Raw genomic sequence first — 21,165 nt, 5'->3', positions numbered from 1 at the left:
TCTTCTCCTTAAGCGGGTTCGGTGACAGGGCGACGCTGACCGCGCTCTTCTGTCCATTGCTGTACCGGGTCCTTGCGCTCGTCGTTGACGAACTCACGGAAGCGTTTGCGTTTCTCGGGGTCTTCCACTGCAGTTTTCCACTCGCATTGATAAGTGCCGACCAGACTTTCCATGTGTGCTTCCAGCTCCTGACCCATACCCAGGCTGTCTTCGAGTACCACCTGCTTCAGGTAGCCGAGGCCACCCTCGAGGTTCTCCATCCATACGCTGGTGCGATGCAGGCGGTCGGCGGTGCGCACATAGAACATCAGTACCCGGTCAATGGTGCTGATCAGCTCCTGATCGCTCAGATCAATGGCGAAAAGGTCCCCATGACGGGGTCGCATGCCGCCGTTGCCGCAGACATACAGGTTCCATCCGTTCTCCGTCGCAATCACGCCGATATCCTTGCTCTGGGCTTCAGCGCATTCACGGGTACAGCCGGATACCGCCATCTTGATTTTGTGGGGAGCGCGCAGGCCTTTGTAGCGATCCTCCAGAAAAATCGCCATGGCGACGCTGTCCTGCACGCCGTAGCGGCACCAGGTGTTGCCAACGCAGGACTTCACCGTACGCAGGGATTTGCCGTAAGCGTGGCCGGTCTCAAATCCGGCCGCGATGAGCTTTTCCCAGATTTCCGGCAGTTCACTCAGAGTGGCGCCAAACAGGTCCACCCGCTGGCCGCCGGTGATCTTGGTATAGAGGTTGTACTCCTTGGCGACCTGGCCCAGCACGATCAGCTTGTCCGGGGTGATTTCACCACCCGGGATGCGTGGCACGATGGAATAGGTGCCGTTCTTCTGCATGTTGGCCATGAAAGTGTCGTTGGTGTCCTGTAAGGGCACGTGGTCGGTTGCGAGGATGTGCTCGTTCCAGCAGGTGGCTAAAATGGAGGCTACGGTGGGTTTGCAGATTTCGCAGCCCCGGCCTTTGCCGTGTGACCTGATCAGGGTATTGAACGTGCGGATGCCGTTGACCTTAACCAGATGAAACAGCTCCTGGCGGCTGTACGGGAAGTGTTCGCAAAGGTCCTTGCTGACTTCGACGCCGCGTTTTTCGAGCTCGTTCTCGACCACCGATTTGAGCAATGCGGCACAGCCACCGCAGCCGGTGCTGGCCTTGGTCTGGGCCTTCACACTGGCAAGATCACTGCAGCCCGCCTCAATCACGTCACAAATGTTGCCCTTGCTGACGTTGTGACAGGAGCAAATGGCCGCTGTGTCGGGCAAGGCGTCCGGGCCGAGGGCCGGGGTACCGCCTTCGCTCTCTGGCAGGATCAGCGTTTCCGGATGCTCCGGCAGCTCGATGTCGTTGAGGGCATATTGCAGCAGAGTGTCGTAGGGGCCGTTGTCGCCCACCAGGATGGCACCGAGCAGTTTCTTGCCGTCGGCGCTGATAACCATACGGCTGTAGTGACCAGCGGCCTCATCGTTAAAGCGGATGTTGCGGGCGCCTTCGGTCTGACCATGGGCGTCGCCAATGGAGCCGACATCGACGCCCAGCAACTTGAGCTTGGTGCTCATATCGGCGCCAGTGAAGGCCGCATCGGGATCATTATTAAGGCAGGCCGCAAGGGTACGGGCCATGGTATAACCCGGTGCTACCAGGCCGTAAATACGTTGCTCCCACAGGGCGCATTCGCCAATGGCGTGAATGTGGGGATCCGAGGTTGCGCAGCGGCTGTCCACCACAATGCCACCGCGTTCGCCAATTTCCAGCTCTGCGGCACGGGCCAGGGTGTCCTGGGGCCGTATGCCGGCGGAGAACACGATAAGGTCGGTTTCCAGATGCGTGTCGTCGCTGAAATTCATGCGCAGCCGGGCTCTTTCACCGGGCACGATGTCGGTGGTGGCTTTTTCCGTGTGCACCTGTACACCGAGCTCGGTGATCTTGCGTTTCAGCACTGCTCCGCCGTCTGTGTCCAACTGTACCGGCATCAGCCGGGGTGCGAATTCCACCACCTGGGCTTGCAGCCCAAGCTGCTTCAAGGCGTTGGCGGCTTCCAGCCCCAGCAGGCCGCCGCCAACCACCACCCCGTTTTTGACGCCATCGGCGCTGGCCTTGATGGCGTCCAGGTCCGCCAGGGTGCGATAGACCAGGCAGTGGGGGTGGTCGTTGCCCTCAATAGGGGGCACAAACGGATAGGAGCCGGTCGCCAGCACCAGTTCGTCATAAGGGTAATTGCCCTGCAGCGTGGTGACTTGACGCTGGTGCCGGTCAATTCTGGTGACTTCTTCGTCCAGGTGCAGATCAATGGCTTTTTCGCTGTACCAGTCCAGCGTACCCAGGGCGAGATCGCTGTGGGTTGAGCCGCCGAAGTATTCCGACAGATGCACCCGGTCATAGGCCAGCAGCGGTTCCTCGCCAAATACGATGATCTGATAGTGAGCCGCCGCAGGCGTGTCTGCAAACTGCTCGAGAAAATGATGGCCGACCATGCCGTTGCCGATGACGATTAATGTTTTCTTGCTCATAATATGCACTCTTTCAGTATCCGATCAGTCGTGATCGGTGAATTCAGGCCAATGCTTCGCAGTAGGCCGGGCCGAAAACAAGATTGCTGCGAAAGTCGCTGATGTCCGTGGCTTGCTGTATCTGTTCGGTGTACCAGGGGCCGTCCCGTGTTTCGCCGAAAAGTACCGCACCGGCCAGGGTCTGGTTGCGAATCAGTAAACGGCAGTAGCGGTTAGTGCTGTGGTCCTGCCACACCACGGATTCGGTGTTGTGGTCTGGTCGGGTCTGGCCGCAGGAGAAAATCGGTATGCCACTGATTTTCAGTTTTGTCGGGGTAATGTCCGGGGTATACACAGCGGAGCTGTCTGTTTCGCCCACTACCTCAGAAAGCACCTCAGCGAGTACCCGTGCCTGTTGATAGCCCGGGTCCACCAGGCCAAAGGTAAGATTGTCAAACTGACAGCATTCACCCAGCGCGAAGATGGACGGATCGCTTGTTTGCAGGCGTCCATCGACGAGGATGGCCCGGTCACAGTCCAGTCCGGCTTCGTTGCCGAGTTCCGAGTTGGGGGTTATGCCGGCGGCAATCACCACCAGATCGGCGCTGATCAGGGTGTTGTTGTTGAGCTGAACAGCCCTGACCCGATGGTTGCCGAGTAATGCCACCGGCGAGGTACGGGTCTGAATTGAGATCCCCCGTTCGGTCAGGGAACGCGCCAGCAATGCGCCGCCGACGTCATCCAGTTGGCGGTTCAGCAAGTGGCTGCCACGGTGCAGCAGGGTGACGGACATGCCGCGTTGCCGTAGGCCTTCAGCAGCTTCCAGCCCCAGAAACCCCCCTCCGATGACAACTGCCCGGCGATTGCGTTGGCTGATCTCGATCAACTTGCGGGTATCGCGCAGGTCCCGGAAACCAACCACACCTTCGAGGCCTTCACCCTTCAGCCCGAGACTGGCCGAACGTGAGCCCGTAGCCAGCACCAGCTTGTCATAGGATTCAATGTGGCCCTGGCCGGTGTGCACCTGTTTCTGGTCAGGGTCTATTCGGCTAACCGGGTTGCCCTGCCGCAGTGAAATGCCGTGCTCGGCGAACCATTCATCCGGTTTCAGGGTCAGACTTTCCGGCTCGGCATCACCGGCAAGCCAGGATGACAATAAAATCCGGTTGTAGGCGCTGGTGGGTTCGCCACTGAGAACCACAATCTCGCTGTAGGGCAATGCAGGGCGCTCGCAAAGGTGCTCCAGCAGGCGCTGGGCTACCATTCCGTGTCCTATGATTACCAGTTTTTGCTGTGTCATGCTTTTGCTCCAACGAAAAAAGCCAGAGCACCTCATCCCCCTGAAGGGATTTATGGTCTGGCGCCAGCGCCAACAACAATAGTTTGGTGGCCCGGTCGTCCATGACCGGGACGTTCATCCCTGTCTGATACACTGCTATATCCGTGCCATGTCGGAAGGGTGTTCTAAAACAGCAGGTTGAGCCTCTGCGGTGGTGGTTGAATCAAAAATCTGTGCCCTGCCACAACTCATTTCCCGCCCGTGCTGCACCGTCGTGGCGCAAACCGCTTTGAGTATCAGGCAATAGCCCGTTGCTTCTCGGGACCAGGCTTTTCGGTTTCCGGGCTGTGATCTGTGGCGGTTGCGTTCGACCCGGTTCCGCCTGCTCCGGTTTCAGTTGTCGTTGTTGAGGGGGCCGGTTCAGCCTTGTTTTTGCCGGGAAAGGTCTGCTTTTCATAAAGGAAGGACAACACCGCCTGACGACAGTGAACGTAATCAGGGTTGTCCGCCAAGGTGACTCGATTACGGGGTCGGGGCAGGTCAATGGTCAGCTCCTCGCCGATGTTGGCGGCCGGTCCGTTGGTCATCATGATGATGCGGTCGGACAGCAGCACGGCTTCGTCCACGTCGTGGGTGATCATGATCACCGTGCTGTTAAGATCCTGCTGGATCTCCATCAGAGCATCTTGCAGGTGGGCGCGAGTCAGGGCATCAAGCGCCCCAAAGGGCTCATCCATCAGCAACACGCTGGGCTTCATCGCCAGGGCCCGGGCAATACCCACACGCTGGGCCATACCGCCGGAAATTTCCCCCGGGCGTTTGTTGGCGGCGTGTTCCATGTTTACCAGCGCCAGGTTGTGCATGATCCACTCCCGTCGTTCGCGCCGGCTCATGGCTTTACGGAATACCTGCTGCACCGCGAGTTGGACGTTTTCGTAGACCGTCAGCCAGGGCATCAGGGCGTGATTCTGGAACACCACCGCTCGCTCTGGCCCCGGTGTGTTCACTTCATGGCCGTCCAGCACGCAGCCGCCGCGGGTGGCTTGCAGCAGGCCTGCGACAATGTTCAGCACCGTCGATTTACCGCAACCGGAATGACCGATCAGGGACACAAACTCGCCCTTCCTGATCTTGAGATTAATATCGTCGAGGGCGATAAAGGGCCCCTCCGGTGTATCGAAGGCCATCTGTACGCCGGTCAGTTCGAGATGAGATTTACTCATGTTGCTCTCCTGTTCGCTCTCTATTCATTCCAGGCTACTTTTTTCTGGATCAGTAGCATGATTCGGTCAAGCACAAAGCCGATGAAACCGATAGCCAGTACAGCGACCATAATGCGGCTCAGGGACTCGCTGCTGCCGTTCTGGAACTCGTCCCAGACGAATTTGCCCAGGCCCGGGTTCTGGGCCAGCATTTCGGCTGCGATCAGTACCATCCAGGCGATGCCCAGTGAGACCCGCAAACCAGTGAAAATCATCGGTACCGCCGAAGGCAGAACCACTCTGCGGGTGTGGGTCCAGAACGACAGTCGCAGTACTTTCGAGACATTCAGCAAGTCCGGGTCGACAGCAGCCACCCCGACACTGGTGTTGATCAGTGTCGGCCACAGGCTGCACAGGGTGACGGTGATCATCGAGGTGATGAAGGCCTTCTCGAACATCGGGTCATCGCTGACGTAGGTTGCCGACACCACCATGGTCACCAGCGGCAGCCAGGCCAGAGGCGACACCGGTTTGAAAATCTGGATCAACGGGTTTACCGCCGCCGCAAAGTACCGGTTCAGGCCAATCATGATGCCCATAGGAATTGCAATGATGCTGGCCAGCGCAAAGCCTGACAGCACCGTCAGCAGGCTGGTGCCGATCTGGGTAAAAAAGGTCGGCGCGCCGGGGTAGTCCCGTATACGGACTTCCGCATCCGGGTTATCGGCCAGGATGCGGGCGTTACGTTCCTCCTGCATGGTGACGAACTTGTCTGCCCGGGCCTGTTCGGATTGGTGTTCCTGCCAGAGTTGTCCGGCCTGCTCCCAGACATCGGTCGGACCCGGGAACTCGCCCAGAGAAGTATCCACCTGAGGGGCCATGAGCTGCCAGAAGATCAGGAACACGGTCATCCCGATAAGCGGCAGCAGCAGGTTCCTGGCAGCCTCCCCGAGGGCTTTGGGCGAGAGTTTTTCAGCCAGGACACGGGCTGCGGAACCTATGGCCGGCAGCTTGTCGGGGCCTGATTTGGTCAGTGTGGTCATGATCGTTCTCCTGACAAATAACTATTCACAGGGTGTCCGTTCCCTTGAGCCCGATTTCAAAGCTGTCGATGTAGGCGTTCGGCGTCCGCGGCGTGAACGGCACACCGTCGATCAGTTCACCTTGTTCGGGCCGCACGAAGTTTTCCGCACCGATCTCCGGGAAATCACCTGCATCAAGCAGGCCATCGTCGATCAGCGACTGGGCTGCCTGCTCATAAAGGTCAGCCCGATAAACCTGGGCGGCGGTTTTCATGTACCAGTCATCGGGTTTGGCCTCCGGGATCTGCCCCCACCGGCGCATCTGCGAGAGGTACCAGATGGCGTCGGAAGGATATGGGTAGGTGGCGTAATAGCGGAAGAAGACGTTGAAATCCGGTACCGAGCGCACGTCGCCTTGCTCGTACTCGAAGGTGCCAGTCATGGAGTTGGCGATGACCTTCTCGTCAGCGCCCACGTAATTTGAGCGAGCGAGGATCTTGACCGCTTCTTCCCGGTTGGCGTTGTCGTTCTCATCCAGCCAGTGGGCAGCGCGGATCATTGCCCGTAGCAGTCTCAGGTGGGTGTTGGGGTTTTCTTCAGCCCAGGCTTCGGAGACACCAAACACCTTTTCCGGATTGTTGGGCCAGATTTCGTAATCGGTAATCACCGGAACCCCGATACCCTGAAACACCGCCTGCTGGTTCCAGGGCTCACCCACGCAATAGCCCTGGATGGTGCCGGCTTCCAGCGTTGCCGGCATTTGCGGGGGCGGAGTCACCGAGAGGTGGACATCCGCCTGTAAAGTGCCACTGGTGTCGCCGCTCTGGGGTGCATAGAAGCCGGGGTTGAGGCCACCTGCTGCCAGCCAGTAACGCAGCTCGTAATTGTGGGTGGACACCGGAAACACCATGCCCATGCGAAAGCGCTCGCCCTTATCCTTATAGGCTTCCACTACGGGTTTCAGGGCGGCGGCGCTGACCGGATGCTCAGGTTTGCCATCGTCTTGCATGGTCAGGTGCGGCTTCATATCGTCCCAGACATCGTTGGAGACGGTGATACCGTTGCCGTTCAGGTCCATGCTGAAGGCCGTGATGATGTTGGCCCGGGTGCCATAGCCGATGGTCGCGCCCAGCGGCTGGCCGGCGAGCATATGGGCGCCGTCTAGCTCGCCGGTGATGACCCGGTCGAGCAGGACTTTCCAGTTGGCTTGTGCTTCGAGCTCTACAAACAGACCTTCATCGATGAAGAAACCCTGTTCCCAGGCGATGGCGAGCGGAGCCATGTCGGTGAGCTTGATAAAGCCCAGCCGCAAGTCAGGTTTCTCGGCCGGGCCGATGTCGGCCGAAGCCAGCGTACTGAAGCTGGCTAAAAGCAGTATTGCGGCTGCAAGTTGTCTAGGTTTCATGCTGAATCTCCCTGGGGTATACCCACCAAAAAAACGCCTACTCCCCCGGGTGGAGGAGTAGGCACCAAAGCTTTCAGAGGGTTAAGGTCTGCTTTGTTTGTTTGTTTGAGCAAGGGAAATCTGTAGAACCCTGCTCGGAAAAATAGTATCCGGACCTTACGGTTTGCAGGTTCTGTGCCACAATAAAAACCATATTAAAAACATATAGATATAAATATTGCCTTTAAGAAACCAAAGTTGGTTGAGCCGGAATGATCCATTTTTTGTTGAGTTGCACCGACACGGCGCACGCCATAGAGGTTGCATGAAAGGGCAGCTGTAATCGTCACGCTCACTTTTTGTTGGTACGGAAGGTATTTGTGCTGTCGAGGGGCGAAGAAAGCGAAAATGCCTTGTTTTGGTGCGTTAAGCTTGGGTGTCTTTGAGGAGTATCGCTCCCGGGACCAGCCAATTACCGGCTTTGGGAAGTTGGCCTTTTTATTGCTATGTCCTGATCAGATTGGGTAGACAATCGTGCTGGCAATGGTGCCCGGTTGAATTGTTCGAGAGTTTTGGTTTCGCCTGAAGCCGCTCCCGGAGGTTCACCGGGCTTTTTTTGGCCTATCGGTCAGGTAGCCCTGATAACCATTGCCGGGCACCAGAGGATGGAGGTTTTGTGACCGAAGCAGCAGTATCCCCGATTCGAACCACCTGCCCCTATTGTGGCGTAGGCTGCGGAGTGGTAGCCGCGAACGGCGGTGCAGGGCCGGTCAGCGGAGACAACGATCATCCGGCGAATCGCGGACGCCTGTGTGTAAAAGGCGCCAGTCTCGGTGAAACGCTTGGCAGCCACGGCAGGCTGCTGAAGGCCCGGGTTGATGGTTGCGAAAGTGAGCTGCCTGCTGCACTGGATGCTGTCGCGGCTGCAATTCAGGACTCGGTAGCGAAATACGGGCCGTCATCCGTGGCCTTTTATCTGTCTGGCCAGTTGCTGACGGAGGACTATTATGTCGCCAACAAGCTTGCGAAAGGCTTTATCAAAACCCCCCACGTGGATACCAACTCCCGGCTTTGCATGTCCTCAGCCGTAGCAGCCCACAAACGGGCGTTCGGAGCCGACGCGGTACCAGCCTGCTATGAGGATCTGGAACTGGCAGATTTGCTGGTGCTGAGCGGCAGCAATGCGGCCTGGAACCATCCGATTCTGTATCAACGGATGAAGACTGCGGCCCGTGAAGGTCGACGAGTGGTGGTGATTGATCCCCGGGCTACCGCTACCACCGAACTGGCGGATCTGCACCTGAAACTGAAGCCGGGTACCGATACTGTACTGTTCAACGGTTTGCTGGTCTGGCTGGCGGACCATCAGGGTCTGGACTCTGAGTATATCCGTGATCATTGTGCCGGCTTTGGAGACACTCTGGCCGAGGCCCGGATAGCCGCCCCGGACACCGCTTCGGTGGCAATCCAGTGTGACCTCCCCCGGGCTGATGTGGACACCTTTTATCAATGGTTCGCAGCCACTCCAAGAACCGTCACTGGCTTCTCCCAGGGCGTCAACCAGTCGGTGGCGGGTACCGATAAAGGCAATGCCATTATCAACTGCCATCTGGCCACCGGTCGCGTCGGCCAGCCCGGTGCCAGCCCATTTTCCCTCACCGGCCAGCCCAACGCGATGGGCGGTCGAGAGGTCGGCGGGCTGGCGAACACCCTGGCCGCCCACATGGATTACGACACCCCCGGCGCACAAGCGCGTGTGGCGAAGTTCTGGCAGACTGACGGCGTTGCTGACGGCCCCGGCCTGAAAGCAGTGGATCTGTTTGAGGCGATTTACCGGGGCGATATCCGGGTGGTGTGGATCATGGCTACCAACCCGGCGGTCAGTCTGCCGGACACCGATCGGGTGCGGGAAGCACTGGCCCGTTGTCCGACGGTTATCGTCTCCGATTGCGTAGCAAACACCGACACCACGGCCTTCGCCGATATTTTATTGCCCGCCGCTGGCTGGGGCGAAAAAGACGGCACCGTAACCAATTCCGAACGCTGTATATCCCGCCAACGAGCATTTCTGCCCCTTGCTGGCGATGCCCGGCCGGACTGGTGGCTGATGAGCGAAGTGGCCTGGCGGCTGGGTTTTGGCGAAGCCTTTGGATTTAACACCCCGGCTGCTGTGTTCCGTGAGCACGCAGCGCTGTCTGGCTGTGACAATAATGGCACCCGTGTCTTCGATATCAGCGCTTTGGCGGAGCTGTCCGACCAGGGTTTTGATGCGTTGTCGCCGATCCAGTGGCCCGCTTCTGAGGAAGCTCCCCACGGCCAGGCCCGACTGTTTACCGCTGGTCAGTTCTGCACCCCGGACGGTCGCGCCAGGTTTATTCCCATTCAGACCCGATTGCCGAGAGAGTCCCCCGCCACCGCGCTGCCGATGATAGTGAACACCGGTCGCATCCGGGACCAGTGGCATACCATGACCCGCACGGCACGCACCCCGCGCCTGCTGCAGCACCGGAGCGAGCCGTTTATTGAGGTGCATCCGGAAGATGTGGAACGGTTGGGGCTGAGCAACGGGGCACTGGCGACCCTGACCCGAAATCAAGGCCGCTTTACCGGTCGGGTCCGGTCGACCGATGCTCAGCGTCCGGGGGAGGTTTTTGTCCCGATTCATTGGAATCAACAATTCGCTTCAGAGGGGTTGGCAACCCAGCTGACGGCACGAATCACCGATCCGGTTTCCGGCCAGCCGGAGTCCAAATTCGGTCTGGCGGACCTCACTCCTTTCCCGGCACGGTGGCATGGGCGCCTGTTGTGCCGTGAACCCCAGCCACGGCGCTGGCAGGCCGGGTACTGGAGCTACGCCCCTTTGGCGGAATGTGGTAGCTGGTGGCTGGCGGGGAGTGAGCGCGTTGACTGGCCAAGGAATGCGAGCCAGTGGCTGGGTGGCCCCCTCCAGCAAGTGATGTCGGACCCGACGAATGGCTGTTTCCGCGCTGCTCGCATCGTCGACGGCCGGTTGATCTCAATACTGCTGGTAGATGCCCGACCGGAACGATTGCCTGCGGTGGACTGGCTTGCGAGCTGTTTTGCTTTAAAGAGCTTAAGCGATGAACAGTCGCGAACACTGTTGGCGGGCCGGGACATTGCCCGGGAAGCAACCGGGGCGATTATTTGCAGTTGCTTTCAGGTCGGCGAGCGTCAGATCGAGAAATCTGTCGCTAATGGTGCCGATAGTGTCGAGGCTCTGGCAGCGGCACTTAAATGCGGAACCAACTGTGGCTCCTGCCTTCCCGAGCTTAAATCAATGCTTAGCCACAGCCTGGGTAAGGCTGTGTAGCAGCTGCGGCGGCCTGTTTGCTAAGATCCGCCTGTGGTTTATGAACCCGATGAGGTCTGCCGGAACAATTGAAACGTACCGAATGAGGCGTGAATCCCGGAATGTCAGTTGGCCTGATTTGCGCTTATGTATCGTGAGTAGCGGTCGTATCAAGCCACTGTCTCAAGCCTGCCGAACCAGGTTTCAGGGAGAAGACGTGAACTTTCCAGAGATGTGTCGGAATTGGATATGGGCTGCCGGGCTGATCACATTCACGGTGTCCGGCGCGGCGCAAGAAGGCCCCGGGGTGCAGCTGGCTGTCGTAGAGCAGTCGGATATAGTCGAGGAAGTGACGCTCAATGGTACCGCCAGCGCCTTGCGGAGTTCCCGGCTGTCTGCCTCAGTGGAAGGATTGGTCGATCTGGTTAATGCTCAACCGGGTGACCGGGTTGCCAAAGGGGATCTGTTGATCGAACTGGACGACGAGCTTGCCGGGCTTGCTCTCGCTTCGGCCCGGGCGGAGAGCCAGGAGGCTGAGGCTCGCCTTGCTGAGGCTCGACGCCGGTTAGATGAAGCCCGGTCGGTCGGTGCGGGCCGAAACATTGCCGCCACTGAAGTCAGTGCACGGGAGAGCGAGGTGGCAACCACTGAGGCCACTCTGCTGCGCCTACAAGCCACTCAGCAGCGGCAAGCTGCGCTGGTAAAGCGCCACAGTATCGCAGCGCCTTATGAAGGTGTTATCCAGGCACGGCATACCGATCTGGGTGAGTGGGTAACCCCGGGCGATCCCTTGGTCGAGCTGGTGGATATCAGTAATCTCCGGCTTGATTTCCAGGTGCCCCAGAACATGTACAACCTGATTGACGGCTCCACCGAGCTTCAGGTCAGCGTTGAGGGTACCAATAACAGCGAGCGTTTAACTGTAGACATTGATGTGCTGGTGCCGGTGAGCGATTCCGGGGCCCGCACCTTCCTGTTGCGGGCATCTGCGCCGGAAGAGCTCAGGGTGTTACCCGGGATGGCGCTGACCGGGCTTCTAAGAACGGATGCTGGCCGTGATGGACTCTCAGTGCCCCGGGATGCCATCAATCGCTACCCTGACGGCAGGGTAACTGTCTGGATTGCCGAGCCTGCCGGCAACGGGCAATACCGGGTTGAGGAAAAACGCATCGAGCTGGGGACCTCCTACCGGGATCGTATGGTGGTAACTGACGGTCTTGAAGCCGGACTCAGGGTGGTGTCCCGGGGCAACGAAGCCCTGCGTCAGGGTATGACGGTGCGGGTTGTTGGCGAAGGGGCACGCTGATGTTTGCGGGCATCATCCGTCACGGCACCCTGGTTGCCGTGGTCACATTGATCATTGCAATTCTCGGGTCTGCGGCGGCACTGCGGATTCCGGTGCAGATGATTCCTGACCTGGAAGTGCGCACTATCACCGTGGAAACCCGGTGGCCCGGAGCGACGCCCCAGGATATCGAGAAAGAAATCCTGATTGAGCAGGAACGCTACCTGCGCAATGTCCCGAACCTGAGCAGGATGTCCGCTAGCGCCACCAGCGGCGCGGCAGAAATCGAACTGGAATTTCCTTTTGGCGTCGACATTACCGAAAGCCTGATTCAGGTAAACAACGCCCTCAGTCAGGTCTCGGACTACCCGCGCAACGTTGATGAACCTCGCATCGTAGCGTCCTCGTTCTCCTCCAACGCCTTTATGTATTTCCGTGTTTCCACGCTGGAAGGCAATCCCCGTGAGCTCGACATTGACCTGATGAAGGATTTTGTCGAAGACCGGGTCCGGCCTCGGATGGAAAGTGTGCCCGGGGTCTCCGAAGTGTCGGTGGGCGGCGGTGCTGACCGCCAGATGCAGATTATTGTGGACGAGCGCCAGTTGGCCCAGCGCGGCATGAGCCTGATTGACCTGCGAGACGCCATCATGCAGCGCAACCAGGACATTTCCGGCGGTGAAGTTGACTCCGGTAAGCGCCGCTATCTGTTGCGGACCGTGGGGCGCTTTGAGGACATCGCCGAACTGGAGCAACTGGTGGTGGCCCGGCGTGGTGACAGCATCACCCGGCTTGGGGAAGTGGCGCGAATCGAGCAGGACCATGCCCGTATTCGCGAACTGTCTATCGTCAATGGCCTGCGGGTGCTGGGCTTGCAGGTTCGCCGTGAGAGCGGCTCCAACGTTATCGATATCAAGCGGGCAATGATGAAAGAAGTGGAGTTGATCAACGAGGATCTGATGGCCCCCGCCGGGCTGGTGCTGGCACTGAATTCGGATGATGCACGCTACGTCGAAGCCTCGGTCGCCAACGTCTGGACCAATCTCGGGATTGGTGCCGTGTTTGCCACGCTGGTGATGTATCTGTTCCTGCGGTCCTCCCGCGCCACGTTTGTGGGGGTTGTGGGTATTCCCCTGTGTGCCATTGCGGCGTTTCTCGGGCTGTTGATCACCGGCCGCACCATCAACGTTATTTCGCTGGCTGGCATCGCCTTTGCCATTGGCATGACAGTGGATAACAGCATTGTGGTGCTGGAGAACATAGAGCGACAGCGAAGGCGAGGTCTGGACCGCGTTGAATCGGCGCTCAAGGGCGTGCAGGAGGTCTGGCCTGCGGTACTCGCATCCACCATGACCACGGTTCTGGTGTTTCTGCCGATTCTGTTTATCGAAGAAGAGGCCGGTCAGCTTTATTCTGACGTGGCTATCGCCATTTCCGCCGCGATTGTTGCCTCCATGCTGGTGGCGGTAACCCTGATTCCTACCCTCTGTGCCCGCCTCAATTTCGGCACCGAGGAGAGTGGCGGCGATGGCAGCCAACAAGAGGAGTCCCGGGGCTGGGTCAAAATCCTGGCAAGCAAGGTTCATTGGCTGATTGCACGGCCTCTGCGTCGCATTGCCACCATGGCGGTTACCCTGGTGCTCAGTGTGATGATTATCCTGGTGCTGACACCCCCCGCGGAGTATCTGCCGGAAGGGGAAGAGCCTAAAACCTTTGCCAGCATGAACGCACCGCCGGGGTATAACCTGGACGAAATGGAACGGATATCGCGCCAGGTGGAAGACCACTTTCTGCCCCAGGTACAAGCGGATGGCGCAGCCTACGCAGCTGGGGAAACCGCGATCCCGCCCATGGCCTACTTCAACATGCAGGTAAGGCCCAGTGGTATCCGGGTAATCTCCGAAACCCTCGATCCGACCCATATCGAAGCCCTGATGGATGAACTTACCGCCTACTATGAGCGCTTCCCCGGCATGCGGGCGTTTGCTGCCAAGGGCTCGATAATTTCCAGTAACGATGGCGGTACCCGGAGTATCAATCTGGATATCGCCGGTTCGGACCTGGTCACCATCTATCGCGCTGCAGACGCTGCCTACCGCAAAGCCGGGGAGATTTTTGACAACCCCCGCATCCAGACCCAGCCCAGCTCCCTCACCCTGGCTCAGCCGCTGATCCAGGTACGGCCGGACTGGGACCGGGTCGCGGAACTTGGTCTGAGCACCGAAGCCGTGGGCTTTACCGTGTCATCGCTGACCGAGGGCGCCTATGTCGATGACTTTTTCCTCGGGGATGACAAGATCGATATCTATCTCTACGGCGATGCCGGCGGGGAGCCTGACTTGTCGCAGTTGTCGAAGTTGATGGTGCACACGCCCCAGGGCGCTACCTTGCCGCTCTCGAGTCTTGCCGAGATCGAGGAAACCGTGGATACCAGCACCGTTCGGCGGGTTGATGGCAGCCGGACCGTGACCCTGAATATAATTCCGCCAGAGGAGGTCGCGCTTGAGGCCGGTGTCGAGCGGGTCCGGACCGAGCTGGTAGCCGCACTCAGAGCGAGTGGCGAACTACCGTCGGACGTCAACGTCACCATCTCCGGCGCCAGCGACCAGCTCAACGCCACCCGGGATGCATTGACCGGTAACTTCCTCATTGCGCTCTCGATTGTCTACCTGTTGCTGGTCGCCATTTTTGCCCACTGGGGTTACCCCTTGCTGATTATGACTGCGATTCCTCTGGGCATTGCCGGCGGTATCGTCGGGCTGGCGGTAATGAATCTGGTCGGGGGATTGCTGCCGATGATCGGGCTTCAGCCGCTACGGCAGCCGTTCGATATGATCACCATGCTGGGATTCCTGATTCTGCTCGGAACGGTGGTCAACAATCCGATTCTGGTGGTCGACCAGGCTCGCCGGAATCTCCGCGAAAAAGGCGTAACCGCCATCGAAGCGGTCAGTCGCGCGGTGGAAACCCGTCTGCGCCCGATTGCCATGACCACCCTGACCACATTGTGCGGGCTGTCGCCGCTGGTCTTCCTGCCCGGTGAAGGTACCGAGTTGTATCGCGGCGTGGGTGCCATCGTGCTGTTTGGCCTGGTGGGCGCTGCGATTGTCACGCTGACCTTCTTGCCGGCCCTGACGGTGTTTGTGCTATCGAGGGGCGAAGATAAATGAAAGGCCCCGATTCGAACTACCGGCTCCCACTGTGGCTGCCGCCTTCCCGAGCTCCCATCAATGCTCAGTCAGGGGCCGGGGAAGGCTTTTGAGCAGCTGCGGCGGTACCCGGTAGCGCAAACCCTGCCAGCGGCCAGAACCGTCGACGGTACAGGTTTTATGGTTGATACGACGGATGACGCCCTCGATGCGACGCGCCCCGCCACCAAACATGACAGCCTCACCCACTTGCCAGCGGGCTAACATCTCTTGGGGGCTGGTTACTTCAAACGCTGCGACGGGAAGCTCCATACCTTGGTCGGTTGCCTTTTCCAACAAGCGCTTGCGAACGGCTTCGGCGGCTCCGCTGGTATGGAGCTCGTCCAGAATCTCATAGAAATGCCGGTTGTGTACGGAGCCCCGGTGGCGTTTCCCGGCGACATGTTGCAGCAGATGGGCAAATTCGTGGCAGCAGGTGTGGGCCAGCAGGTTTGCGGTGGAGAGCTCGCCGTCAAAGTAGCCACGACGTTGAATTTCACGACTCGAGAGCCAGCCCGCAGCCGTGTCTGGTTGATGCTTGGCGACAATCATGCGGGCACCATAGGTAATGTTGTGCTGGCGCACCTGCGGATTAAAACGGTGATAGGTGGCCTGTCCTGCGCCGACACGACATGCCAGCTGCGACCCCGGATGACGCTGGCGAATCCAGCCCCGGGCTGGCTGCCAGAGCACGTCAGTGGTGACGTGACATAGCAGCTGACCCAGATATTTGGCTTGTGCAGTGCTTGGGGGCATGGGGTGGCGACAACATCGTTCTGGTTGACTGGTGCCGGCAGCATACCGTGTCTGCTGGCATCGGGGAACAGAGCGCGTGGGCTTTAGCGCAGGTTGAACCGCACCGGCAGCTGAAAGCTGAAGGTCTCACCGTGCATGTCGTCCGGTACTGATGGCAAGGGTGCTGCAGCCGCCAGCATCTCCAGGGCAGCCTCGTCGAGCAGGTTATGGGAGGACCCTTCACTCAAGCTGTAGTCCAACAACGCGCCCTGCCGGTTGAACCGGAACAGCACTACGGGGGTGCCCTCCATACCGAGTCTCTGGGCACGAAGGGGGTATTCCCGGTGCCGACTCAAGTGGCGAGCCAGCCGGGTCAGGTATTGATCAATATTGGAGGACGACCCGGCGCGGAGCTCCACCTGCGCAGGGCTCGCTTCGGCCTGCCCGTCTGACGGCTCGGCATCCGCAACCGATTGCTCGAGGCTTGCATCGTCTGACCGCGGCGCAACACTTTCTGGCTCTGGCTCTGGCTCTGGCTCTGGCTCTGGCTCTGGCTCTGGCTCTGGCTCTGGCTCTGGCTCTGGCTCTGGCTCTGGCTCTGGCTCTGGCTTGCGTGTCTCTTCGGGTGGTTCCGGGGGTGTTTCTAACGGTTCGGGCACGGCTGTGGCCTGCTTTGGGCTGCTTGCCAAGGCTATTCGAATGGATTGCGGGGAATTGATGGTGCTTTGCCCTTCCGATCTGTTGAGTTCCGGAGTGGCAGGAGCGGCCAACAGCAGGGTGATTGCCGTGAGCAACAGCGCCACCAGCAGAACAACCAGGCGGGCAGATGGGCTCATTGACCGGGCTCCGTCAACAGGGTGACGTTTTCATAGCCACCATCTTCCAGCAGCCGGAACAGCCGCTCCAGGTCGGCCATGGTAACGCTCCGGTCCGCAGCAATTCGCAACGCCCTGGTATCGGTCGTTTCCGGCAGGGCGCCCAGCACGGTGTCCGCATTGACGTTCTGACCGTTTACGGACCAGTCGGTACCACTTTTAACCATCAGCTCCGCTTCCGGCGATTGCGGGCTGCGCGGCTCCGACACGCCGGGCAATTCCGGTAACGGTGATTCCGCCATTTGCCCTGCCACCATAAAAAACATCAGCAGCAGGAATACCAGGTTGATCAGCGGCAGCAGGCTGTCTTCCACCCGTTCCATCAAAGTTTTGCCGCTTCCTGGTGGCGGAGGTGCCAATGGTGTCACGGTTTACTCGCTCCCGGTTTTCGCTGGCGTTCGCTGCCAACGTACCTGGAGGCCAGCTTGGCTCAGTTCACTCAGGCTGGAGGTAAAATCGGCCAACCAGGCAGCGCCGTCCGCTTTCAGGTGCAGCTCACCGATACCGGCAGCGCGCAGGGCAGAAATCAGCTCCGCGACCTGCCAGCGTTGCTGGTTCCAGCTCAGTTCTCCGGTGTTTTCCAATACCACCAGTGGGCGTGGCTCGCCCTGGGTGGTACCCCGGGAAGCCGTGCTGTTCTCGAGCTCCAGATGTTCGGTGGGCAACAGCCGGGTGGTCAGCATAAAGAACACCAGCAGGATAAACACCACATCAATCAGCGGCGTGATGCGAATCGGCATCGCCCGCGAGGGTCGGGGGTCAACCAGCTGCATGGGCAACACGGTGCGTGTACGCTGGGGGTTCACCGCTTATTTGGAGGGGTGCAGACATCGGATGCGTTGCGGCTTCATGAGCTGCAATCTCGGGTGCGGGCAAGGGGGTTGAGATAACGCGCACCAGGACATCGTTGAGCATGGTGTTCAGCCGACCCAGGCGGAATTCGATCCAGGCGGCCAGGGCAGCGAACGGAATCGCGATCACCAGGCCGGCAGCGGTGGTAGTGAGAGCTTCGTAAATACCTCCGCTCAGCTCGCTGGCACCGGCTTGTCCGGTTGCGGTCGCCATCGCGCTGAAGGCTGCCATCATGCCCATTACAGTGCCCAGCAGGCCCAGCAACGGTGCCAGGGCTGCGATCACTTCGATAATTTTCAATGGCGCCTCAAAAGGCTGCAGCGCCTTTCGGCACCGACGAGCCAACTCTTCACGGAGTGCTGCCGGGTCGAGACGGTCAAGGCGAGCGGTCATGGCGTAGGCCATTAACGGCGACAGAGGGTTGGCCCGGGCCAGCCAGCCAGAGGCCTCCGCAATCTGCTCCGGTGTCTGCCGGTCCGGCTGTTGTTGCCATTGTGCAAGTGCGGAGCGTAGTCGGCGAGTCAGGCGGGGGGCGAAAACGGTTCCGGACAGCACCAGGTAGAAAAACGCAATCAGGCCCGCAATGGCAAGTCCGATCAGCACCAGCATCACCGGGCCACCCATTTCTATCAATTGCTGTAAGGGTGTCAGTGCGGCGCCCGATGTTCCTGTGAGGGTGGAGTCAGACATTCGTGAGCCTCGTAACTGATAAGTACTGAACAAATGATAACCATTATCGTTATTGTTTTCCAGTTGTAACCGGAAGTTTGATGCGTCTCTGGTAGACTTGCGCACCTAATAGCGTCTGCGCCTCCCCAGGCTCCAGGCTCAGCATTGAAAATCCGGAGATATTTTGCGAAAGACCATTACCCGGTGGTTCGACAGCCTAGCCAACAGGGCGGTGCTGCTCGTGGTTGTCTTGACGATTCTGACCGCCGTTATCATGACGATGGTCAGTGTCCAGGTCAGCAGGCAAGAGCTGGAAGCTCAGGCACAGGCACAGGTCAAGACTATCGCGAGTATGGTCGCCCTTGAGGTTGACCAGAAAATATCAGAACGATTTCTGGTCCTCTCCAATGTTGCAAAATCGCTCACCCTGGAGCAGATTACCTTCGAGCAGCGCGCGCAGTTGCTGGTAGAACGTCAGGTCGCACTTCATCACCTGTTCAACGATATCTATCTGTTCGACCATCAGGGGCTGGTGTTGAGCCATTTTCCTTTTGATGCCATGCAGATCGGCTATGATGCCGGTGATCGCAGTTTTTTCAGACAAACCAGTCTGCAATTGACCCCTTTGATATCGGAACCTTTTATGTCCTTCCCCGGCGCCGAGCCTACGGTGATGATGACAGCGCCGGTGTTTGATCATAAAGGGCGCTTTATCGGTGTAATAGGCGGATCTATTGCTCTGGGTAGCGATAAGTTTATGGGTCGAATTATTGATAATCCCCTGGAGGGTTCCGGTTACATCGATATTGCAACCCGCTCCGGGATTACCCTGGCTCACCCCCGCTCGACGGAGGTAATGCAACCGGTGTCGGAGTTCAATGAGGCGTTGCAGCAGGCAGTAACCGGTTTTGAGGGTACGCGGTTTACGGTAACCAGTCAGGGGGTGCAGGCGCTGGTCTCGGTGCAACAAATGAGCCAGGCGCCCTGGTTTGTAATGGCGGTGTGGCCGCTGCAGGAAGCGTTTGCCTCGGTTAACCGGCTTACCCGTCTCCTGCTCTGGGTCACTCTTGCGGTTATCGTCCTGTTGGCGCCATTGGCGTTCTGGTGTTTCCGGAAGTTGCTTCGACCATTAAGGGATCTGGATACGCAAATCAATGAACGTCATCTGGGCTCCCGCACCCTGCCTGTCGAGGTCACCGGGGGTAGCGAGATTCGCGAGGTGGCTGAAGCTTTCAATCTGGTTATGGAAGAACGGGAGCGAGCCATGGCGTCCCTGGTTGAGCGTGAGGCTTTTTTCCGGGCACTTTCCCAGAGTGCGCCTGTGGGAATCGTACAGACTGATGTACTCGGCCGGATTGAGTTTGTTAACCCGGCCTTCGAGGCTATCATCGGCCAGAGTATGCCACAGCTGCAGCGCCAGCATCTGATGGTGGGTGTGTATGAGGATGACCGGGCCAGCGTTTCTGTGGCCTGGCGGGACGCCCTTCACCAGGGGCGTATCTACCGGGGTCAGTTCCGGATATCTGACGATCTGTCGGGCCGGTTGATCTGGGTGGACACCATGACCTCTTCTATACAGACACCGGATAAGACCCTCGGTACTATTTCCATTGTTCACGACATTACCCACGAACGAGCGATCGAGGAACAACTTCAGGCGGAGCAGAGCCGTGCTGAGAGCATTCTCGGGGCTTTACAGGAGGGCGTGCTGCTGACGGATAACCGGGGCCAGATTTGCTACGCCAACTGGGTTGCCTGTAGCTTTCTGGGGGTGGTGGGTGATTGCATTGGGCAGTCACTGTTTGATCTGTTCACCGTTGAGGTGCAAGGCAAGAGCTGGGCTATTGACCAGTTTTTAGCCGAAGAGGAAATCGAAAGTCTTGATGCCGTCATGCGCAATACCCGTAATCAGCTGCTTGATGTAGAGCTGACCATGTTGCGGCTCGGGCGTGACACGCGCAACGAGCGCCTGGTTTTTGTACTAAGGGATGACCGGGAGCGCCGGATGCAGGAAGAGAAGCTGTCCTGGGAAGCGACCCATGACACCCTGACGGGTCTGCTCAACCGTCGTGGATTTAACGACATCCTGGCCAAGTGGCTGATGGAAGCAAAAAATCTGGCGCGGCCAAGTGTGCTGGTGCTGATCGACCTGGACCATTTCAAACCAGTCAACGATCAGGGTGGTCATCTGCTTGGGGACGAGCTTTTGCGTCGGCTGGCGGGATGTCTTACCGACGCTGTCCGGCAGTCGGATTTCGCGGCCCGGCTCGGAGGAGACGAATTCGGGATTATTCTGCCCGCCTGCGGTCTCGCCCGGGCGCAAGAGCTGGCCGAACGTATCCGAGTGTCAGTGGAGAGCCTGCGGATCGATAATGAGAAAGGTGAGTCTTATGGGGTCACCGCAAGTATAGGTTTGACCGAGTTGTCAGCCGGTGACACCGGCCCGCGCGAAGCATTGGCGCGGGCGGATGAAGGCTGTTATGCCGCCAAGGCACAGGGCCGGAACTCGGTGGTTACGGTGCCAGCACTTTTGGCTGAAGTCCCTTAGTCAGACCGGGCACTAGTGGTCGGCAATCTCGTCTTCGGTGAACAGGAATTCCCGCAGGTGGCCGTCAAACTCCTTGCTGTTGCGGCGCATCCATTCCAGACACATTGCCGCGTGTTCCATTTCTTCACGCATATTGTGCAGCAGAATCTTCTTCAGTGCCTCATCATCGCAGTCATCGGCCCGCTGACGGTACCAGTCCACCGCTTCGAGTTCTTCCATTATGGATACGATACAGTGGTGCAGGTTCAGGGTTTCGGTTGACAGTCGTTCGCGTGGTGCGTGCAGGTTGTCGCTGGCCATGGGATGGGTTCTCCTGAAAATAACAAG

General features: G+C 58.9%; 15 protein-coding genes. 4 read left to right on the top strand and 11 right to left on the bottom strand.

All coding sequences use genetic code 11. The features are described from left to right. Positions 1-8 precede the first annotated feature (8 nt). The 5 genes from nirB to F6Y09_RS17750 all read right to left on the bottom strand — a co-directional run bounded on the left by nirB (position 9) and on the right by F6Y09_RS17750 (position 7,400). Positions 9-2,513, bottom strand: coding sequence for a nitrite reductase large subunit NirB (gene nirB, locus F6Y09_RS17770; RefSeq protein ID WP_152208269.1), 2,505 nt, complete (start codon positions 2,511-2,513; stop codon positions 9-11). Positions 2,514-2,556: 43 nt separating this feature from the next. Next, positions 2,557-3,792, bottom strand: a complete 1,236-nt coding sequence (locus F6Y09_RS17765) for an NAD(P)/FAD-dependent oxidoreductase (protein ID WP_152208268.1) — start codon at positions 3,790-3,792, stop codon at positions 2,557-2,559. 275 nt (positions 3,793-4,067) lie between these two features. Continuing rightward, complete coding sequence (locus F6Y09_RS17760; RefSeq protein WP_246180595.1) at positions 4,068-4,958, bottom strand: ABC transporter ATP-binding protein; 891 nt, start codon at positions 4,956-4,958, stop codon at positions 4,068-4,070. Positions 4,959-5,014: 56 nt separating this feature from the next. Beyond that, complete coding sequence (locus tag F6Y09_RS17755; protein WP_152208266.1) at positions 5,015-6,016, bottom strand: ABC transporter permease; 1,002 nt, start codon at positions 6,014-6,016, stop codon at positions 5,015-5,017. Between the two features lie 25 nt (positions 6,017-6,041). Continuing rightward, positions 6,042-7,400: a CmpA/NrtA family ABC transporter substrate-binding protein gene (locus tag F6Y09_RS17750; RefSeq protein ID WP_152208265.1), complete on the bottom strand. Its 1,359-nt coding sequence runs from the start codon at positions 7,398-7,400 to the stop codon at positions 6,042-6,044. A gap of 655 nt (positions 7,401-8,055) precedes the next feature. Here F6Y09_RS17750 and F6Y09_RS17745 point away from each other — a divergent pair. The 3 genes from F6Y09_RS17745 (at position 8,056) to F6Y09_RS17735 (ending at position 15,141) form a co-directional block, all read left to right on the top strand. Continuing rightward, the gene (locus F6Y09_RS17745) at positions 8,056-10,710 is read left to right on the top strand and encodes a nitrate reductase (protein ID WP_152208264.1); all 2,655 of its coding nucleotides are present in this window, start codon (positions 8,056-8,058) and stop codon (positions 10,708-10,710) included. Positions 10,711-10,906: 196 nt separating this feature from the next. After that, positions 10,907-11,995 (top strand): efflux RND transporter periplasmic adaptor subunit, encoded by a 1,089-nt coding sequence (locus tag F6Y09_RS17740; protein ID WP_246180588.1) that lies wholly within the window; start codon positions 10,907-10,909, stop codon positions 11,993-11,995. Next, on the top strand, positions 11,995-15,141 hold the full coding sequence (locus F6Y09_RS17735; RefSeq protein WP_152208263.1) for an efflux RND transporter permease subunit: 3,147 nt from the start codon (positions 11,995-11,997) through the stop codon (positions 15,139-15,141). The genes F6Y09_RS17740 and F6Y09_RS17735 overlap by 1 nt, the downstream gene beginning before the upstream one ends. Positions 15,142-15,198: 57 nt before the next feature. On the opposite strand, the gene F6Y09_RS17730 is transcribed toward F6Y09_RS17735, so the two are convergent. The 5 genes from F6Y09_RS17730 to F6Y09_RS17710 form a co-directional block, all read right to left on the bottom strand. After that, the gene (locus tag F6Y09_RS17730) at positions 15,199-15,915 is read right to left on the bottom strand and encodes a hypothetical protein (RefSeq protein WP_152208262.1); all 717 of its coding nucleotides are present in this window, start codon (positions 15,913-15,915) and stop codon (positions 15,199-15,201) included. An 83-nt stretch (positions 15,916-15,998) separates the two neighbouring features. Then, complete coding sequence (locus F6Y09_RS17725) at positions 15,999-16,730, bottom strand: TonB family protein (RefSeq protein ID WP_152208261.1); 732 nt, start codon at positions 16,728-16,730, stop codon at positions 15,999-16,001. Further along, complete coding sequence (locus tag F6Y09_RS17720) at positions 16,727-17,137, bottom strand: ExbD/TolR family protein (protein ID WP_179959459.1); 411 nt, start codon at positions 17,135-17,137, stop codon at positions 16,727-16,729. The genes F6Y09_RS17725 and F6Y09_RS17720 overlap by 4 nt, the downstream gene beginning before the upstream one ends. A gap of 3 nt (positions 17,138-17,140) precedes the next feature. Beyond that, complete coding sequence (locus F6Y09_RS17715) at positions 17,141-17,542, bottom strand: ExbD/TolR family protein (protein ID WP_152208260.1); 402 nt, start codon at positions 17,540-17,542, stop codon at positions 17,141-17,143. Beyond that, the gene (locus F6Y09_RS17710; protein WP_152208259.1) at positions 17,529-18,311 is read right to left on the bottom strand and encodes a MotA/TolQ/ExbB proton channel family protein; all 783 of its coding nucleotides are present in this window, start codon (positions 18,309-18,311) and stop codon (positions 17,529-17,531) included. Before F6Y09_RS17710 ends, F6Y09_RS17715 begins: the two co-directional genes overlap by 14 nt. A gap of 163 nt (positions 18,312-18,474) precedes the next feature. On the opposite strand from F6Y09_RS17710, the gene F6Y09_RS17705 reads away from it, so the two are divergent. Beyond that, the gene (locus tag F6Y09_RS17705) at positions 18,475-20,838 is read left to right on the top strand and encodes a diguanylate cyclase domain-containing protein (RefSeq protein WP_246180587.1); all 2,364 of its coding nucleotides are present in this window, start codon (positions 18,475-18,477) and stop codon (positions 20,836-20,838) included. Between the two features lie 12 nt (positions 20,839-20,850). Here the strand turns inward: F6Y09_RS17705 and F6Y09_RS17700 are convergent, their stop codons facing one another. Then, positions 20,851-21,138: a ferritin family protein gene (locus F6Y09_RS17700; RefSeq protein WP_152208258.1), complete on the bottom strand. Its 288-nt coding sequence runs from the start codon at positions 21,136-21,138 to the stop codon at positions 20,851-20,853. Positions 21,139-21,165: the final 27 nt, after the last annotated feature.

The organism is Marinobacter changyiensis, from assembly GCF_009193265.1.
GTDB classification, from domain to species: domain Bacteria; phylum Pseudomonadota; class Gammaproteobacteria; order Pseudomonadales; family Oleiphilaceae; genus Marinobacter; species Marinobacter changyiensis.
Note: the sequence above shows the minus strand (reverse complement) of the source record. Positions and strands in the feature narration are given on the sequence as shown.

Bases quoted from the DNA above. Each gene is read 5' to 3' on its own strand.
- nirB (WP_152208269.1), bottom strand. From the start codon at position 2,513: ATGAGCAAGAAAACATTAATCGTCATCGGCAACGGCATGGTCGGCCAT.
- F6Y09_RS17765 (WP_152208268.1), bottom strand. From the start codon at position 3,792: ATGACACAGCAAAAACTGGTAATCATAGGACACGGAATGGTAGCCCAG.
- F6Y09_RS17760 (WP_246180595.1), bottom strand. From the start codon at position 4,958: ATGGCCTTCGATACACCGGAGGGGCCCTTTATCGCCCTCGACGATATT.
- F6Y09_RS17755 (WP_152208266.1), bottom strand. From the start codon at position 6,016: ATGACCACACTGACCAAATCAGGCCCCGACAAGCTGCCGGCCATAGGT.
- F6Y09_RS17750 (WP_152208265.1), bottom strand. From the start codon at position 7,400: ATGAAACCTAGACAACTTGCAGCCGCAATACTGCTTTTAGCCAGCTTC.
- F6Y09_RS17735 (WP_152208263.1), top strand. From the start codon at position 11,995: ATGTTTGCGGGCATCATCCGTCACGGCACCCTGGTTGCCGTGGTCACA.
- F6Y09_RS17730 (WP_152208262.1), bottom strand. From the start codon at position 15,915: ATGCCCCCAAGCACTGCACAAGCCAAATATCTGGGTCAGCTGCTATGT.
- F6Y09_RS17725 (WP_152208261.1), bottom strand. From the start codon at position 16,730: ATGAGCCCATCTGCCCGCCTGGTTGTTCTGCTGGTGGCGCTGTTGCTC.
- F6Y09_RS17715 (WP_152208260.1), bottom strand. From the start codon at position 17,542: ATGCAGCTGGTTGACCCCCGACCCTCGCGGGCGATGCCGATTCGCATC.
- F6Y09_RS17710 (WP_152208259.1), bottom strand. From the start codon at position 18,311: ATGTCTGACTCCACCCTCACAGGAACATCGGGCGCCGCACTGACACCC.
- F6Y09_RS17700 (WP_152208258.1), bottom strand. From the start codon at position 21,138: ATGGCCAGCGACAACCTGCACGCACCACGCGAACGACTGTCAACCGAA.